Raw genomic sequence first — 17445 nt, forward strand, 5'->3', positions numbered from 1 at the left:
AAATCAATGACTTGCAAAATAATCGAAGCTGGCACAAAGTCTGCTATACCCGTTGTACAAATCAATAATAGTCAGGAGACCATCATGTTTAAAAAAGCTATCGTCACGTCCCTCGTTTTATCCATTTCTGCTGCATTCGCCGGCGCCGCTCAGGCAGAAGATGTTGTGCGATTGGGTAATCTCAAATTTGCTCATTACGGTGCAGTGTCTTATATCAAAGAGATCGCGCCAAAATGCGGTATCAAAGTCGATGAAAAAGTATTCCCCAAAGGCCTCGATGCGATGCAAGCAGTGATCGCTGGCGAACTGGATGTGGCCGCTGTGTCGTCTGAAGCTGTGATCTCTGCCAGAGCCAGCGGTGCACCTATCTATATCGTTGCTGGATTTGCCAAAGGTGGTGCACGTTTGGTGACACGTCCTGACTTGGGAATTAAAACCGTTAAAGAATTAAAAGGTAAAAAAGTCGGCGTTACCCGTGGTGGTATTCAGGATATTTTGCTGGCGGCAGAGTTGTCGCAAAATGGCTTAAGTTATTCTGATCAACCGGGCAAAGATGTGCAGATTATTTATCTTGGCTTTCCTGATTTGAATCAAGCTTTGCTTGGTAAAAATGTCGATGCCATCATGCAATCTGAACCATATTCGGCGCAAGCAATTAACAAAGGTTTTGGTGCAGAACTGATCAAACCTTACGACACACCAATTGGTGAGCCAGTACGCACGATGGTCATGACAGAAAAATTCTATAAAGAGAACCGCCCACTCGCAGAAAAATTTATGCGCTGTTTTGTAGAGGCGACTAAAACCTTTATCGATAACAAAGACCTGGCCGAAAAATATGTCCGCGAAACGATTTTCAAAGGACAAATCACAAAAGAAGATTTTGTCAACGCGATTGGCAATTCTCCTTATTCCTACGATGTCACGCCAGAGCATATCCAGATCACTACGGATCTGATGCAAAAATATGGCGTCGGCAAAATGGCAAAGCCACCCGTCGCCAAAGATTGGGTCAAGACCGATTTGCTCGACGCTGCAAAAAAATCGCTTAATATCAAATAGGCTGACATAGTTACGGCTAAGGTAACCGGAGTAATGCCCGTATCTCTTAGCCGTCAATGATCGTCTCCGATGGATGCTTGCCATTCATCGACAGCATTTTCTCTATAAGGAAGCAATATGAAGAAATGGCGTGAAATCGGCGCGGGCTTAGTGGTGCCTGCGGTCTTAATTTTGTTCTGGCATGTGGTCACGACGATGGGTTGGGTTAATCCACAAGTCCTGCCATCACCTTGGGCTGTGGTAAAAAAGTGGTGTGAGTATGCCTCACCTATGGAAGCCTTTGATCCGGCGACGATGTCGCGCCTGGGTTGGCTGGTATCGGGTGAATTGATACGCGATACGATTGGCAGTATGTACCGCGTGGTAGTCGGTTTTGTGGTCGGCGCTGGTTTGGCCTTGCCGTTAGGTTTGGCGATGGGTGCTAGTCAGCGCGCCTATGCCTGGATGAATCCCTTAATGCAAGTACTGCGACCTATCCCTCCGATTGCGTATATTCCTTTGTCGATTTTATGGTTTGGACTGGGTAATCCACCAGCGATATTTTTGATCGCGATCGGCGCATTTTTCCCTGTTTTGATGAATACGATTGCTGGCGTACGTCATGTTGACGGTATTTATATCCGTGCAGCGCGCAATCTGGGGGCGAGCCAAACAACCTTGTTCTTACGAGTCATGTTGCCTGCCGCTGTGCCGTATATTTTGTCGGGTGTGCGTATCGGCATCGGTACCGCTTTTATCGTTGTGATCGTGTCAGAAATGATCGCGGTTAATAATGGCCTGGGCTTTAGAATTTTAGAGGCGCGTGAGTATTTCTGGTCGGACAAAATTATTGCCGGCATGATCAGTATCGGTATGCTGGGCCTGGCAATTGACCTGGCGATGAACAAACTGAATAACCATTTGCTGCGCTGGCACCGTGGTCTGGAGAATTAATATGACAAGCCCAAATCCTGTACAGATCAAAGTCAATGCGGTGAATAAAATTTTCACCACTAGTGACCGTGAGGTGGTCGCCCTCAAAGATATTCAATTAGAGATTCCAGAGGGCCAATTTGTGTGTTTGCTGGGGCCATCGGGTTGCGGCAAATCGACTTTATTGAATGCGGTAGCGGGTTTCTCTTTGCCGACCAGCGGGACGATTACAGCGGAAGGGAAGTTAGTCACTGCGCCGGGGCCAGATCGTGGCATGGTATTCCAGGAGTACGCGCTTTTTCCTTGGATGACGGTAGAGAAAAACATCGCATTTGGACTAGAAATAAAAGGCGTCAGTAAGTCAGAAATCCAGAAAAAAGTCTCAGATTTATTAGCGATGCTGGGCTTAAGTGATTTTAAAAGCCGTTTCCCCAAAGACCTGTCTGGCGGTATGCGTCAGCGGGTAGCGATTGCCCGCGTACTGGCATTAGATTCGCCCATCATGTTGATGGATGAGCCATTCGGTGCGCTGGATGCCTTGACCCGCCGTAATTTGCAAGATGAGTTGTTACGCATCTGGTCTGAGCTAAAAAAGACGATTATTTTTGTCACGCATAGCATAGAAGAAGCGATTTATCTGGCGGATCGGATTGTCGTCATGACCTATCGTCCCGGTACGGTCAAACGCGACCTGATGGTGGAGTTACCACGTTTGCGTGATCCGTCTTCTGCCGAGTTCAATCTGCTTAAACGTGAGTTAGGCCAACTGGTGATGGAAGAGCAGCAACGCCATCACACGGATGAGCTGAAAATGGCGGTAGTCGATTAAACTTTTAAAGTTAATCTCTTAAAACTATATCGTCACATTTCATCAGGCGAACTCATCCCAATGCGACGTACATCTGACTCGCATCAACCAGCTACGCTGCTATCTGGCAGTGTAGTTGTCGCCTTTGCCTTATTAATATGTGCCGTGCTGTTTATCCTTGGTGCATATTGGTGGGCATCTGGCAAAGCACGGGAAGAAATCCGCTCCGCCGGAGACCGGCATTTGCAGATCATCTCCCTCGATCTGGAATCGGTGCTTGAGCGTTACGAAACCTTGCCGTACGCATTAGCGTATCTGCCTTTGGCCGCGCAAATCCTGGCGACGCCCGGCGATGCGCAGAAGCTGGCACAATTTCATGCAGCGCTGAAAGACATTCAACAGCAATCCAAGCTCGCAGCGATTTATCTGATGGATAAAAACGGTAACACCATTGCTGCTAGCAATTGGGATACGCCGCAAAGTTTTATGGGGCAGAATTTTAGTTTTCGTCCGTATTTTAAAGAGGCAATACAGGGCGGTACCGGACATTTTTATGCGATCGGCAATACCACCAGCGTCCCCGGATATTTTATCTCCCAACCGGTATTTGGAGATGGTAGTGGGGATGACAATGTGGGTGAAAGCACGGATAAAAACGCGGATGAAAATACCCATCAACTGGCCGGCAAAAAGCTGGACCGTATCCGCTCTGCTGTTCACAATCTCGATAGTTCGCCTAAACACACTCCCATTGGTGTCATCGCCGTCAAGATTAGTCTTACCGAATTTGAAAAAGCCTGGCGTAGCAGTGAAGAGCCGATTGCCTTGAGCGACCAGCATGGCGTGATTTTTTTAAGCAATCGTCCAGCTTGGCAATACCATAGTTTGCAAACGCTGAATGACGATGTGCAGAGATTGATTGCGCAGACCCTGCAATATGGCGGCAAGCCAATTGCCTCACTTGCCAGTTTGCCCAAGTCCGAGCGGGCTGATATTGGTCAGCTTGGTGAGTCTTCTCGTGATGAACTGAGTGACGTGAAAAGTAAGGTGCAAAGTAAGGTGCAAAGTAACTACGTCACTCGCCCTATAGGTCGTTTGTCCTGGCAATTGATGCTGTTTCCGTCGGAGTCTACCATCCGCCGTGCCGGTATTCAGGCCGCGCTGGTGGCTTTTCTTTTGCTGATTTTGCTCGCAACTGCGGCAGCGGTGTTTCATCAGCGGCGACGACGTCTGGATGAAAGACACCTAGCGCGGCAAGAGTTGCAGAGCGCTTTACAGCAAGCGGCCGATGATCTGGAGCAGCGCATCGCGCTACGCACGCAAGAACTGACCCATGCCAATGCGCAGTTGGCGACCAAGTACAGCAAGTTGCAAGATGCCGAAAATCTGCTGCGATCCACCCAAGACGAGATGGTACAAACCGGTAAGCTGGCGATGCTAGGGCAGATGGCCGCCGGCATGACGCATGAGCTGAATCAACCGCTGACGGCTATCCGCGCCTTCGCTGATAATGCAATGACCTTCCTGGCGCGTGGCAAAGTACCGCAGGCCAACGAGAATCTTCAACATATCAGCGATGCCAGTGCCAGAATGGGCGCGATTATCAGCCAGCTAAAAGGTTTCGCCAGAAAAAGTCCCGAGGCCGTTGCTGAGGTTGACCTTGCCGTGTCATTAAAAGCAGCGGCGCTATTAATGCAAAGTGAGTTTGAGCGACAAAACGTCGCTTTACTCTTATCGTCGCAAACCGGTTTGCTGGTATTGGGTGACGCAGTCAGAATCGAGCAAGTACTGATTAATCTGATGCGCAATGCCTTGGATTCTGTCGTGCAAAAAATGCAGCGGCAGCAGGAGATTGAATATAGTCAGCATGGGCCAACACAAGTCAGCGTCTTGCTGGAAGCTGATGAGCAGGACGCGATTATCCGTATTATTGATACTGGGACGGGTTTGCCAGAGCAGGTGATACAGCATTTGTTTGAGCCGTTTTTTACCACCAAAGCATCAGAGCAGGGCTTGGGTCTGGGGCTGGCGATTTCATCCTCGATAGTGCAGGCGATGAACGGGAGTCTTTGTGCTGAAAACCGCTTGCAAGGCGGGGCAGAATTTACGGTCAAAATCCCGCGCTGGATGGGGCGGGTCTAGACCTTCCCCAGAGCATAGATATAGATACATTAATAAAGATGTAAATTAATACTCCTACTATGTATATTTAAAGTGTCCAATAATAATATGGACAATCAGAATTATTTCCGTAAAAAATAGGGGAGTATATGGTTTTCCTCAAGGTTTTTAGTTTGGGAGTCAGGTGTGATAAACGTCGATAGCATGTTAAAAGCCATCTTGATTGAAGACGAGCAAGCGGTTCGTCTGGCAACTGCACAGACCTTGGAGTTGGGCGGGTTTCAAGTACATGCATGCGCTAGTGCCGAGGCGGCACAGATTTATTTGCAGCCAGAATTTAGCGGGATTGTTGTGACGGATGTGCGCTTGCCTGGTCAATCAGGTTTAGACGTACTGGCACAAGTGGCGGCACTGGATGCTGATTTGCCTGTGATTTTGATTACGGGTCACGGCGATGTCAGTATGGCGGTGGCGGCAATGCGCAATGGTGCGTATGACTTTATCGAAAAACCGTTTGCGGCTGATCGCTTATTAAACACCTGTTTGCGCGCGCAAGAGAAGCGCCGCCTGGTCATGGACAATCGCAAGCTCAAGCAACAAGTTGTTAGCCAGTCTGTGGTACCAGAGTTGATCGGGCAAACCGCCGCGATTGAGCAGGTGCGCAAATTTATCCGAACGATAGGCCCGACTCAGGCCGATGTATTGATCAACGGCGCGACGGGTACCGGCAAAGAAGTCGTCGCCCAGCAATTGCATCTGGCCAGCGGACGTACGGGCGAATTTGTCGCCATCAATTGCGGTGCATTGCCCGAGTCGATGTTTGAGAGTGAAATGTTCGGTCATGAGGCGGGTGCTTTCACCAGCGCCCAAAAGCGTCGCATCGGTAAGCTGGAATATGCTAACGGCGGCACTATTTTTCTGGATGAAATCGAAAGTATGCCGCTGGCTTTGCAGGTCAAACTCTTGCGTGTGCTACAAGAGCGCAAGCTGGAGCGACTGGGTGGTAATGCACAAATTACGTTGGATTGCCGCATCATCGCCGCCAGCAAATTAGATTTGTTGCAATTGAGCGCAGAATCTAAGTTCCGCGAAGATTTGTATTACCGCATCAGTGTCGTCAGTCTGGAGCTGCCACGTCTGAATGAACGCCGCGAGGATATTCCCTTACTGCTGGCGCATTTCCTAAAGTTGGCAGCGATCCGGTACCAGCAAGCTGCACCGCTGATTCCTACTGCGCAGATGCTGCAATGGCAGCAGCGCGACTGGCCCGGTAATGTGCGTGAGCTGCGCAACTTTGCGGATAAATTAGTGCTGGGAGTCGCTGATATAAACCTGATGCACGTCAATCAGGATAATCTGAACGCTAGCGATGCGCCATTGACCAAAATTTCTACTGCAAATTCGAACATAAATTTGAACGCGAATTTGAATATAAGTGATGCTCTGCCAAAACGCATAGAGGAGTTTGAGGCGACGCTGATCCAGCAAGCCTTGCAACAGCAAGACGGCAATGTCGCTTCGGCGGCGGAGCAGTTAGGGATTCCGAAAAAAACGCTGTATGACAAACTGAAAAAATATCAGTTGTCGTTTAAGCCTGCTGCTGATTGATATAGCTGTAATGCCCATCCATAGCGGTAAAAAATTACCTCACTCTAAATAAATATCCTACAATCCTCGCTCGCTAAGGTTCGACCCTTCCTATACTTTGTCCGCCAGAGGATTCAGATGTATTCAGCTACATTTATCTTTAATAAAAAGCAGTACGACGCAGAGTTTTATGCGCTGGATCAAGCGATTGCCGAAGTCGCCAAACAAACTACGGGCTATATAGGGGAAGAGGCTTGGGAGAATGTAGCGACCGGACAAATTTCTAATGTCTATTATTGGGAGACCATGGACGGCTTACATGCATTGATGCAGCATCCCAAACATCTGGAGGCAAAAGCCGCGCAAGCCAGCTGGCTGGACGGTTATCAAGTGGTTATTGCTCAAGTCTTGCGTGCTTATGGCGACGGATTAATTCCACATCCAACTGCTGGATTTGTGAATCATTAAGGTGGTGCTAAAACAGTGCTTCATTCATGACTGACTCAAAATGAAATTAGGCTAGGCTCCTTCAATGCTATTCCCGCCTGCGCAGAAGCCACGAACAAATAGTTTTGCAGCCTGCGCTCCGCCTTCCTTCAAGAGTTTTTAGAGGATATTATTGGACGGCTTGCAACAAGCTTACGGTCTAAACTCAATTCAGGTCTTGATCCGACTAGCAATTCTCATACTAAATCCCAAGCTAAATCTGAGCCTACATGGTGTAAACTTAAACCATGCAAACTTACCTCCCTTTTCTTGCCGCTGCACTATATATCGCTTGCAGCTTTATCCCCGGCCAGCGCCGCTTGCTGGATTCTATGACGACGATTGCTGGCTGGCTGGTGCATGCAGCGGCTTTGTATCTGACTATTTTTATGCCGAACGAGTTGCGGGTAGGGTTTGCCGTGATGTTGTCAGCCGCATTGTGGGTATCTGTATTTGTTTACTGGTTGGAGAGTCGTAATTTATCCTTAGATGGTTTGAAAGTATTGTTACTGCCTAATGCGGCAATCATGGCGATCTTGCCTGTGTTCTTCCCTGGTAGTTTGGTCGCAATGGCAGGCAAGCCTGCGATGTTTCCCTGGCATATTGCGATTGCCTTGCTGTCTTACAGTACATTAACGATCGCTGCTTTCCATGCCGTTGTAATGACTTTGCAAGATGCGCATCTGCACAAGCAAGCTAGCAAAGCGACACCGCCTTGGCTTAGCAAGGCGATAGAGCGCTTGCCTGCTTTGCTGATGATGGAAAAAATTCTGTTCCGGCTGGTGGCGATGGGATTTGTTTTATTGACCCTGACTGTTTTGTCCGGCATCGTATTTTCAGAGGAAATCTTGGGCGTGGCGTTCAAATGGGATCACAAAACCATTTTGTCGCTATTCTCCTGGATGTTATTTGGTATTTTGCTGATCGGTCGCCATTGGCGCGGTTGGCGTGGGAAAACGGTATTGAGTTTTACCCTAAGCGGTTTTTTAACCTTGTTACTTGCCTACGTCGGTAGCCGGTTTGTCTTAGAAGTGATATTGCACAGGAGCCTGTCATGAAGTTCTTAATGTGGCTGGTGCTTGCCGTGTTGGTGGTGTTGGCTTTGCGTAAAAAAAGTTCAACGATCTCATCGGCTCAGCAACAAGCACCTTTGGATGGTGGGTCAACTGGCTCAAGTCCTAATCCCAATCCGGCAAATCAACATGCCGAGACTATGGTTTGTTGTGAGCATTGCCAGGTGTATGTGCCCTCGTCCGAGGCAGTGTACCGGCAGCAGCAAGTGTTTTGTAGCGTCGCCCATGCAGACTTGCATTAGACCGCTGCATTAAATGTCCAGCTCCGCTAGCTCCTCCTCTTTACCTAGCGCCACTTTCTGGCGTTCCCTTCAGACCCTGAATGTGTCACGGGTGGTCGTTGCCATCGTGTTGTTTGGTTACATGAGCCTGAAGGGTGGTAAAGAAATATGGTTGACGGAGTACAACGTATTCACCCTGGCTTGTACCGCCTACCTGATCATCGCCATTTTCTTTGTCCTGATTAAAATTAATTATCAGCGACGGTTCATGCTGCAATTAGCTAGCCAGATAACGCTTGATATCATTGTTATTTCTATTATTTATCTGGCGTCTGGCGGTAATAAAAATGGCTTGACAATTCTGTATTTATTTCCCTTGGCGGGCGTCGGTATTCTGGCTCCCTTATTGTGGGGCTTGTTTTTTGCCGCCTTTGTTACTTTATTTTTATTAGTAGAAAGTATTTATCGGGTCTTACAGCAAGAAGATCCTGGCCTGACATCACAAGCGGGCTTGTATGGCGCCGCTTATTTTGCCGTGGTGTTTGTACTCAACCGCTTAGCAAAAAACCTGATCCAGCAAGAGGCTTTGGCAGTGCAGCGAGGCAAAGCACTGGCGATACAACAGGCGATTAATCGCCTGGTAATTGCGGATATGGGTGATGGTATTTTGGTTATCGATCAGGCGGAACATTTAGTTGAAATGAATCCAGCAGCAGAGCGCATATTGGGCGCACGTCTTATACAGCAAGCCAGCCGCGCCCGTTTGCGCGATATTCCGGCCTTGCGATCGATTGCCGAAGTTTTGTCCAGCAGAAATGACTCTACATTTAATGCCAAGACTATTCATACGGGCATTATGCCGTGGACGGTCGGCGAAGATATTTCCTTCATCTCTATCCGGCAAGTAAACGATGCCACCATTGATGCCAGTTCACCAGAAAACTTGAATCGGTCTGATTTAGTGACGCATTTAAAATTGCGCTTTGTAGATGTCGATAGTGCGGATATTGCGGGGTTTAGCCATGAGCAGGGTACTTACACGATTATCTTTATGCAGGATGTGTCGGATATCGAGAATCAGGCGCAGCAATTAAAGCTAGCGTCAATGGGACGTTTGACGGCGAGCATTGCGCATGAGGTCAGAAATCCTTTGTCGTCGATTTCTTATGCCGCCTCGTTGTTGGGTGAGGATATGTCTAACCCGGTACAAGCGCGGCGCCTGCTAAAAATTGTGGATGATAATGTCGGACGCTTGAACCAGTTGATCGAGGATATTCTTAAGTTATCACGCAAGGCGCAGGCAGATACGAAGCCGTTTTCTTTGTTACCTTTTATCACTGAGATTGTGCAAGACTTTGTGGAGACACGTGGCTTGGATCCACATTTGATTTATACGGACAGGTCAGTTACTTTTCATATTGTGTTTGATCCCGGCCATTTGCGAGAAATTGTGGTTAACCTGCTGTCGAATGCTGTTCGTTATGCCAGTGGCAAGCCAGGCAGCATACGGATTTATGCGCAAATGAGTGCGATCAACCGGCAAGAGTTGCATATTCAGGATGATGGCCCTGGTATCGGTGCTGAAGTGCGCTCACATTTATTTGAGCCTTTTTATACGACATCCAGTAAAGGTACCGGTTTAGGTTTGTATATGGCGCGTGAACTATGTTTGAATAATCATGCTTTGCTTGATTATGAATACCATACGGATGATCCTTACTCATTATTTGGTGAATCAAAAGGCCGTTTTGTGGTTAACTTCACTTTAATCGACTCTTATCCTTCTTAAGTTGCGATAACTAAGCAGGGTGAACTAAGTTGCAAGAACTAACTTGCATGCACTAAGGCGCATAAAAGATACGAGTAAATATGAATAATAAAGAGTTGAACTCTAAAGATTTGCCAGGCAGTCCACGCATTCTTGTTGTGGATGATGAGGCGCATCTGCGCGAGTTGCTGGAAATTACTCTGATCAAGATGGGATTGGACGTAGATAGCGCCGAGACACTCGCGGTAGCACGCAATTATTTATCCAAATCCAGTTATGCCTTAATTCTGACGGATATGCGCTTACCAGATGGTTCTGGTATGGAGTTAGTTCAGGACGTTAACAGTCATTATAAAAATACGCCGATTGCTGTCATTACCGCTTTTGGCAGTGCTGATAACGCGGTAGTTGCCCTTAAGGCAGGTGCGTTTGATTATGTGTCTAAGCCGGTGGCACTGGATCAGTTGCGTAAGCTGGTCAGATCAGCTTTACAATTGGGCGAAATCCGTACAGCACACGACATTCAAGATGGCAACGATAGCAAGCAAGCAGAGCGCATCCTACCCTCTGGTTTGATCGGACGTTCTGAGGCGCTACAGCATGTTCGCTCCCAAATCAGTAGACTGGCGCGCAGCATGGCACCAGTCATCATCACCGGAGAATCAGGTAGCGGTAAAGAGCTGGCAGCGCGTGAGATACATAATAATAGTGCGCGTGCGGACAAATCATTTATTGCAGTTAATTGTGGTGCCATCCCAGAGGCCTTGATGGAGGCGGAATTTTTCGGCTATCGCAAAGGCGCGTTCACTGGCGCTAGCGATGACCGTGATGGGTTTTTTCAGGCGGCGAGCGGCGGTACGCTGATGTTGGATGAGGTTGCTGATTTGCCGCTGGCGATGCAGGTCAAGCTGTTGCGTGCGATACAAGAGAGGCGAGTCCGCAAGGTCGGCGCTACTAACGAAGAGCCTGTCGATGTCCGTATTATTAGCGCGACTCACCAAAACCTCGCTAATTGCGTGACGGCAGGTAAATTTCGCCAAGATTTATATTACCGCCTGAATGTCATTGAGTTGCATTTGCCTCCGCTACGCGAGCGTTTAGAGGATGTGGCAGAATTGGCGCAAGGTATTTTGCGACGTCTTTCTACCCCAGAACTTTCTAATTCTGGCGCTGCTACCTTACTATCTGATGAGGCGCTGCAAGCTTTGGCCGCCTATGATTTTCCGGGTAATGTGCGCGAACTGGAGAATATTCTGGAGCGTGCGCTGGCATTTGCGAATGATGGCTGTATTGAAGTCAGTGATCTGGCTTTGCGTCCTGCGACAAAAGCATTGCCAGTACTTTCACCAGCAATGACGAGCCTGCCTGACACGCCTGAAACATCGACCCCTGCAGAGGTGCTAAACCCAAGCCATGCGATTGAAACTAGCTCTGCCGCTTTGTCTCGGGATCAGAATGCGCATCATGTAGAGCCTGTTGTTAGCGTCACGGACAGCGGAAAAAATATTTTCATCGAGCCTGATTTACCATGTTCTCTGCCTGATTATCTGGAGCGGATAGAGAAGGAAGTTATTCGCCGTGCGCTAGTTAAAACGCGCAATAACCGCACACAAGCGGCAGAATTGTTGGGAGTAAGTTTCCGGCAATTGCGTTACCAGATACAAAAACTGAAAATTCATGACCCGGAGTAAATCGGGTCATTTGGCTATGTCAAATCCATTAAAACCATCAAACTCAGCAAGTCAGACTAGCTCGGTTTCTTCAAGAGCCACCGACGCATTGGATGAAGATGGTTGGTACTCATTAGCAACGCGGCTGCCGTCTTCTAATTTTGATGCTCGCTCCGAGCATGCTGAAGTTTCGCTGCTGATAATTCACAACATCAGCTTGCCTGCCGGTCAATTTGGCGGCTCTGCAATTTCCGATTTATTCTTAAATCAGCTTGATTACTCAATGCATCCTAGTTTTGAGTCTCTGCGCGGCATACGCGTGTCTAGCCATTTTTTGATACGCCGTGACGGAAGCTTATTGCAGTTCGTCTCAACCTTGGCGCGTGCCTGGCACGCGGGTGTGTCGCAGTTCAATGGAGAATCTGGCTGTAACGATTTTTCTGTAGGTATAGAGCTTGAGGGGACTGATACTCAGGAGTTTGAAGCTGGGCAATATAAGACCTTGGCATCGCTCAGTTGCGCCCTGTGCCAAAAACTACCTATCCGTCACATCGTTGGACATCAAGATATTGCTCCCGGAAGGAAGACTGACCCCGGCCCCTATTTTGACTGGAAACAATATAAAAAATTATTGGATCAAGAATTTAGGTTAGTGCTTACTCACGCTGCACCAAGCTTTCCATTCATGCTTTGAGATTGTCAATCAACAAACCTAGCTGTCGTAAAAAAATAATTCTCTTTTTAACAAAAAAAGCGATTGCACATCTCCCTCTCTGGCACTAGAATTAGTGCAAATCAAATCTTCTGCACTACATCTAGTGGTTTGGTTTAAATAATGCTGCTGTTAATCCTGTTTCACTTGATCTTTTTTTTATCCCGGTTTTATTGTCATAAATGATTTATAAAACAGAGACTTGGATCAGATTTTGAATCCACGCTGAATTTATCTTGCTTGACTCAAATGGAGTAAAAACCTAATTCAAGACAGTAGGCAATTCCAGTAAATACAAACCAAACGCAGTAAATCAAACGTAGTTGAGCAACTTAGTTCGGTAACTTAGTTGAAAAAATAAGCATTGCGATCGATATCATCGGTCTCAAAACACGAAGTACGACGTAAACACAATTCACGCTGACCCCGGAGGCCAAATGCACTCTTCAATAGAAACATCAACACCAATCACATCTGATCTGTCGGCTTTGCAGTCGCATGCAGTTAACCATGCGCCAGTTTCGCAAGCTACCAGTTACAGTGACTACCGCATCATTCGCCGGAATGGTGCTGTGGTTGGTTTTGAGCCTTCCAAAATCGCAATCGCTGTGACCAAAGCCTTTTTGGCAGTTAACGGCGGCCAGGGTGCGGCGTCTGCCCGTATCCGTGAATTGGTAGAGCAATTAACTGCGAGTGTCGTGTCTGCTTTGGTACGCAGGCAGCCAACTGGCGGTACGTTTCATATTGAAGATATCCAGGATCAAGTTGAATTAGCACTGATGCGTTCTGGCGAACATGATGTGGCACGTGCCTATGTTTTGTATCGTGCCAAGCGTCAAGATGAGCGCCGCCAGCAATTAGAATCGCAACAGGCATCCAAGACCGATATCGCAGTACCGCAAATTCATGTGATCGTTGATGGTCAACCTACGGTGCTGGATATCGCACAAGTTCGTAACTTGATTACAGCTGCGTGCGTTGGTTTGGACAAGTTGGCCGATCCAGAAGCAATTCTGGCAGAAACCTTAAAGAATTTGTACGATGGCGTGCCAGTTGAAGAACTGCATAAATCGGCTATTTTGGCTGCCCGCGCTTTGATGGAAAAAGAGCCTGCCTATAGTCAGGTTACGGCACGCCTCTTGTTGCACACGGTACGTAAAGAGGTATTTGGTAAAGAAGTTGCGCAACAAGCAGCGGCGGCAGAATACGTTGACTATTTCCCTAAATTTATCAAAAAAGGTATTGAAGCAGAGCTGTTGGATGCAAAATTAGGTCAGTTCGATTTGAAAAAGCTTGCAAACGCGCTGGTTGCTGATCGTGATTTGCAATTTGGTTACATCGGTCTACAAACTTTGTATGACCGTTATTTTTTGCATGTACGTGGAACACGTATTGAGATGCCGCAAGCTTTTTACATGCGTGTTGCGATGGGTCTTGCTATTAGCGAGATTGATCGTGAAGCTCGTGCAATTGAGTTTTATAACTTATTGTCTAGCTTTGATTTTATGAGCTCGACTCCGACTTTGTTCAACTCAGGTACACAACGCTCACAACTGTCGTCTTGCTACCTGACGACAGTCGCGGATGATCTCGATGGTATTTACGAAGCGATCAAAGAAAACGCTCTGCTGGCGAAATATGCAGGTGGTCTGGGCAATGACTGGACGCCAGTCCGCTCACTCGGCGCACATATTAAAGGAACTAACGGTAAATCCCAAGGCGTCGTGCCTTTCCTGAAAGTCGTCAACGATACTGCCGTTGCGGTCAACCAAGGTGGTAAGCGTAAAGGTGCAGTCTGCGCTTACCTGGAAACCTGGCATATGGATATTGAGGAGTTTCTTGATCTGCGTAAAAACACTGGCGATGATCGTCGTCGTACGCATGACATGAATACCGCTAACTGGATTCCTGACTTGTTTATGAAGCGTGTCATGGAAAAAGGCGACTGGACTTTATTCTCGCCGTCCGATGTACCTGACTTGCATGAGAAGTTTGGCAAAGCTTTCGAGCAGGCTTACGTTGCTTATGAAGCTAAAGCGGCGAGCGGTGAGCTGGAACTATCCAAGAAAATCCCTGCGCTAGACTTGTGGCGCAAGATGTTATCCATGCTGTTTGAAACTGGTCATCCATGGATTACATTTAAAGACCCATGCAATATTCGCTCGCCACAACAACATGCGGGCGTAGTTCACTCATCTAATTTGTGCACCGAAATCACACTCAACACAAACGATAGCGAGATCGCAGTATGTAATTTAGGTTCGGTCAATATGCCAGCGCACATGAAGGACGGCAAACTCGATCACATCAAGTTACAAAAAACTATCCGCACAGCGATGCGCATGCTGGATAACGTGATCGACATCAACTATTATGCAGTCAAGAAAGCGCGTGACTCCAACTTACGTCATCGTCCGGTTGGCCTCGGCATTATGGGTTTTCAGGATTGCTTGCACATGATGCGCATACCTTATGCCTCAATGGATGCAGTGCAATTTGCTGATAACTCGATGGAAGCAGTTTGCTATTACGCTTATCTGGCATCGTCTGAGTTGGCAGAAGAGCGCGGCGCTTACAGCTCGTATCGTGGTTCTTTGTGGGATCGTGGCATTCTCCCGCAAGATTCTCTGAAGCTGTTAGCAGAAGAGCGCGGTGGTTATCTGGAGGTCGATTATTCTGAAACGATGGATTGGTCTGTTATCCGTAATCGTATTAAGCAGTTCGGTATGCGCAACTCCAACTGTGTAGCGATTGCGCCTACAGCGACGATTTCTAACATTATTGGTGTATCGGCTTGTATCGAACCGACTTATCAAAACTTGTATGTAAAATCGAATTTGTCTGGCGAGTTTACTGAGATTAATGAATCCTTGGTGCGTGATCTGAAAGCACGTGGTTTATGGGACGAAGTCATGATCGCTGATCTGAAATACTTCGACGGTAGCCTGGCAAAGATTGATCGTATCCCGCAAGACCTGCGTGAATTATATGCAACTGCATTTGAAGTTAGTCCATCTTGGTTGGTAGAAGCTGCGTCACGTCGCCAGAAATGGATAGATCAAGCGCAGTCACTGAATATCTACATGTCAGGTGCTTCAGGTAAAAAACTGGACGAGACTTATAAGTTAGCTTGGTTGCGTGGTCTGAAAACCACTTATTACCTGCGTACGATAGGTGCGACTCATACTGAAAAGTCCACAAGCAAAACCGGTGCACTGAATGCAGTTGCCGTTGATGGTAGTGGCGGATATTCTGCTGGCGCAGAAGTGCCTGTAGCTGCTGCATCAGAAGCCGATGGTGCTGCTTGCTACTTGCGTCCTGGCGATGCTGGTTTCGAAGAGTGCGAAGCTTGTCAGTAATTGCAGGAAGTGAATTAGCCGCTCATCAGTAAATAAGCGGGTAAATAACAGAACTACTGCAACTACAGCAAGTGATCAAGGATGAGGGGTAGAGCGATAGTGCTCGCTCCCTCTGAAAACGATAGAATTATTTAGTAAGTGAATTTAAGGAATATACCAATGCTTTCTTGGGATGAAGAAGTCGCTCCAGCAGCGCCGATGGCTCCAGCGACACCAGCGATGCCAACGATCAATACCCGTATGCCATTACCAGAGCTTGCTGCAATAGTTGCGCCGATAAAATCTGTTGAAGCTGCACCCGCAGAGGTTGCACGTCGCGTCAATGCTGCGGACAAGCGGATTATCAATGGTCAAACTGATGTCAATCAGCTCGTACCGTTTAAATATAAATGGGCATGGGATAAATATCTGGCTGGTTGTGCTAACCACTGGATGCCGCAAGAAATCAATATGCAGCGTGATATTGAACTTTGGAAAAGTCCAAATGGTTTGACAGAAGACGAACGTCGTTTAGTCAAACGTAATCTGGGTTTCTTTGTGACCGCTGATTCCCTGGCCGCGAATAATATTGTGCTGGGTACTTACCGCCACATCACCGCACCAGAATGCCGTCAGTATTTGTTACGTCAAGCCTTTGAAGAGGCGATTCATACTCATGCTTATCAGTATATCGTTGAGTCGTTGGGTTTGGACGAGGCAGAAATCTTCAATGCTTACAATGAAGTTGAGTCGATTCGTGATAAAGATCAGTTCCTGATCCCGTTCATCAACGCATTGACCGATCCGGAATTTAAGACCGGTACGATGGAGACAGATCAGACTTTGTTAAAGTCCTTAATCGTCTTTGCATGTCTGATGGAAGGTCTGTTTTTCTACGTCGGCTTTACACAAATTTTGGCGCTCGGTCGTCAAAATAAAATGATGGGCGCAGCAGAACAATATCAATATATTTTGCGTGATGAATCGATGCACTGCAATTTCGGAATTGATTTGATCAACACGATCAAGATGGAAAATCCGCATTTGTGGACAGCGACATTTCGTGATGAAATTAAATCGTTGTTTTTGCGTGCGGTGGAGTTGGAATATCGCTACGCAGAGGATACAATGCCGCGTGGAGTGCTTGGTTTGAATGCGCCGATGTTCAAAGGATATTTACGGTTCATCGCAAATCGCCGCGCACAACAAATTGGTCTTGATACTTTGTTTCCGCAGGAAGAGAATCCGTTTCCGTGGATGAGCGAAATGATAGACCTGAAAAAAGAACGCAACTTTTTTGAAACACGTGTGATTGAGTATCAAACTGGCGGAGCGCTCAACTGGGAATAACAGTTGAAAAACAGTGAAAATAATTTCCGCTAAAATTCAGATTAGTCTGGATGCCTTACTCAAATTCGCATGACGTGTAAAACGCGAGAGGCCTCACCAAACTGAATGGACAGTCATAGACCGAATCGATCTACTCTGTTTGTGCCGCGACACCACGAAAGTGTCGCGGCTTTTGGTTTTGGAAAAACTCCTGCAATACAAAATACCGACGCCGGCATTGATTAATGCGGGCGTTTTTTTTGGCTGTTTGTTTTGCTTGATTCTGATATTGGTATCTGCAACTGTGCTGGCAAGCGCTGGATTGTGATACCCGGGATACGGAATCGCCTTCAAAAGC

Annotated in this window: 13 protein-coding genes; all 13 read left to right on the top strand. The window is 47.3% G+C overall.

Features of this window, described 5'->3' with window-relative positions; all coding sequences use genetic code 11:
• Window positions 1–84: 84 nt before the first annotated feature.
• The 13 genes from RGU72_RS20160 (at window position 85) to RGU72_RS20220 (ending at window position 17108) form a co-directional block, all read left to right on the top strand.
• Window positions 85–1062, top strand: a complete 978-nt coding sequence (locus tag RGU72_RS20160; protein ID WP_322121447.1) for an ABC transporter substrate-binding protein — start codon at window positions 85–87, stop codon at window positions 1060–1062.
• A gap of 117 nt (window positions 1063–1179) precedes the next feature.
• A complete protein-coding gene (locus RGU72_RS20165; protein WP_322121448.1) occupies window positions 1180–1995 on the top strand; it encodes an ABC transporter permease in 816 nt (271 codons plus the stop codon).
• Between the two features lies 1 nt (window position 1996).
• A complete protein-coding gene (locus RGU72_RS20170; RefSeq protein WP_322121449.1) occupies window positions 1997–2803 on the top strand; it encodes an ABC transporter ATP-binding protein in 807 nt (268 codons plus the stop codon).
• Between the two features lie 60 nt (window positions 2804–2863).
• A complete protein-coding gene (locus RGU72_RS20175; protein ID WP_322121450.1) occupies window positions 2864–4924 on the top strand; it encodes an ATP-binding protein in 2061 nt (686 codons plus the stop codon).
• 183 nt (window positions 4925–5107) lie between these two features.
• Window positions 5108–6511, top strand: a complete 1404-nt coding sequence (locus tag RGU72_RS20180) for a sigma-54 dependent transcriptional regulator (RefSeq protein ID WP_322121703.1) — start codon at window positions 5108–5110, stop codon at window positions 6509–6511.
• Window positions 6512–6628: 117 nt separating this feature from the next.
• The gene (locus RGU72_RS20185) at window positions 6629–6958 is read left to right on the top strand and encodes an antibiotic biosynthesis monooxygenase (protein ID WP_322121451.1); all 330 of its coding nucleotides are present in this window, start codon (window positions 6629–6631) and stop codon (window positions 6956–6958) included.
• Between the two features lie 266 nt (window positions 6959–7224).
• Window positions 7225–8034, top strand: coding sequence for a cytochrome C assembly family protein (locus RGU72_RS20190; protein WP_322121452.1), 810 nt, complete (start codon window positions 7225–7227; stop codon window positions 8032–8034).
• On the top strand, window positions 8031–8291 hold the full coding sequence (locus tag RGU72_RS20195; RefSeq protein WP_322121453.1) for a PP0621 family protein: 261 nt from the start codon (window positions 8031–8033) through the stop codon (window positions 8289–8291). The genes RGU72_RS20190 and RGU72_RS20195 overlap by 4 nt, the downstream gene beginning before the upstream one ends.
• Window positions 8292–8304: 13 nt before the next feature.
• Window positions 8305–10059, top strand: coding sequence for a two-component system sensor histidine kinase NtrB (locus tag RGU72_RS20200; RefSeq protein WP_322121454.1), 1755 nt, complete (start codon window positions 8305–8307; stop codon window positions 10057–10059).
• Between the two features lie 80 nt (window positions 10060–10139).
• A complete protein-coding gene (locus RGU72_RS20205) occupies window positions 10140–11729 on the top strand; it encodes a sigma-54 dependent transcriptional regulator (RefSeq protein ID WP_322121455.1) in 1590 nt (529 codons plus the stop codon).
• A gap of 16 nt (window positions 11730–11745) precedes the next feature.
• A complete protein-coding gene (ampD, locus tag RGU72_RS20210; RefSeq protein ID WP_322121456.1) occupies window positions 11746–12402 on the top strand; it encodes a 1,6-anhydro-N-acetylmuramyl-L-alanine amidase AmpD in 657 nt (218 codons plus the stop codon).
• Between the two features lie 455 nt (window positions 12403–12857).
• Window positions 12858–15779 carry a ribonucleoside-diphosphate reductase subunit alpha gene (locus tag RGU72_RS20215; RefSeq protein WP_322121457.1) on the top strand — a complete coding sequence of 974 codons (2922 nt, stop codon included), beginning with the start codon at window positions 12858–12860 and terminating at the stop codon, window positions 15777–15779.
• Between the two features lie 159 nt (window positions 15780–15938).
• The gene (locus RGU72_RS20220; protein WP_322121458.1) at window positions 15939–17108 is read left to right on the top strand and encodes a ribonucleotide-diphosphate reductase subunit beta; all 1170 of its coding nucleotides are present in this window, start codon (window positions 15939–15941) and stop codon (window positions 17106–17108) included.
• Window positions 17109–17445: the final 337 nt, after the last annotated feature.

Origin of the sequence: Undibacterium sp. 5I1 (assembly GCF_034314085.1) — a bacterium.
In the GTDB taxonomy this organism is placed as follows: Bacteria; Pseudomonadota; Gammaproteobacteria; order Burkholderiales; family Burkholderiaceae_D; genus Undibacterium.

Coding starts and splice junctions, on each gene's coding strand:
- RGU72_RS20160 (WP_322121447.1), top strand. CDS start 85: ATGTTTAAAAAAGCTATCGTCACGTCCCTCGTTTTATCCATTTCTGCT.
- RGU72_RS20165 (WP_322121448.1), top strand. CDS start 1,180: ATGAAGAAATGGCGTGAAATCGGCGCGGGCTTAGTGGTGCCTGCGGTC.
- RGU72_RS20170 (WP_322121449.1), top strand. CDS start 1,997: ATGACAAGCCCAAATCCTGTACAGATCAAAGTCAATGCGGTGAATAAA.
- RGU72_RS20175 (WP_322121450.1), top strand. CDS start 2,864: ATGCGACGTACATCTGACTCGCATCAACCAGCTACGCTGCTATCTGGC.
- RGU72_RS20180 (WP_322121703.1), top strand. CDS start 5,108: ATGTTAAAAGCCATCTTGATTGAAGACGAGCAAGCGGTTCGTCTGGCA.
- RGU72_RS20185 (WP_322121451.1), top strand. CDS start 6,629: ATGTATTCAGCTACATTTATCTTTAATAAAAAGCAGTACGACGCAGAG.
- RGU72_RS20190 (WP_322121452.1), top strand. CDS start 7,225: ATGCAAACTTACCTCCCTTTTCTTGCCGCTGCACTATATATCGCTTGC.
- RGU72_RS20195 (WP_322121453.1), top strand. CDS start 8,031: ATGAAGTTCTTAATGTGGCTGGTGCTTGCCGTGTTGGTGGTGTTGGCT.
- RGU72_RS20200 (WP_322121454.1), top strand. CDS start 8,305: ATGTCCAGCTCCGCTAGCTCCTCCTCTTTACCTAGCGCCACTTTCTGG.
- RGU72_RS20205 (WP_322121455.1), top strand. CDS start 10,140: ATGAATAATAAAGAGTTGAACTCTAAAGATTTGCCAGGCAGTCCACGC.
- ampD (WP_322121456.1), top strand. CDS start 11,746: ATGTCAAATCCATTAAAACCATCAAACTCAGCAAGTCAGACTAGCTCG.
- RGU72_RS20215 (WP_322121457.1), top strand. CDS start 12,858: ATGCACTCTTCAATAGAAACATCAACACCAATCACATCTGATCTGTCG.
- RGU72_RS20220 (WP_322121458.1), top strand. CDS start 15,939: ATGCTTTCTTGGGATGAAGAAGTCGCTCCAGCAGCGCCGATGGCTCCA.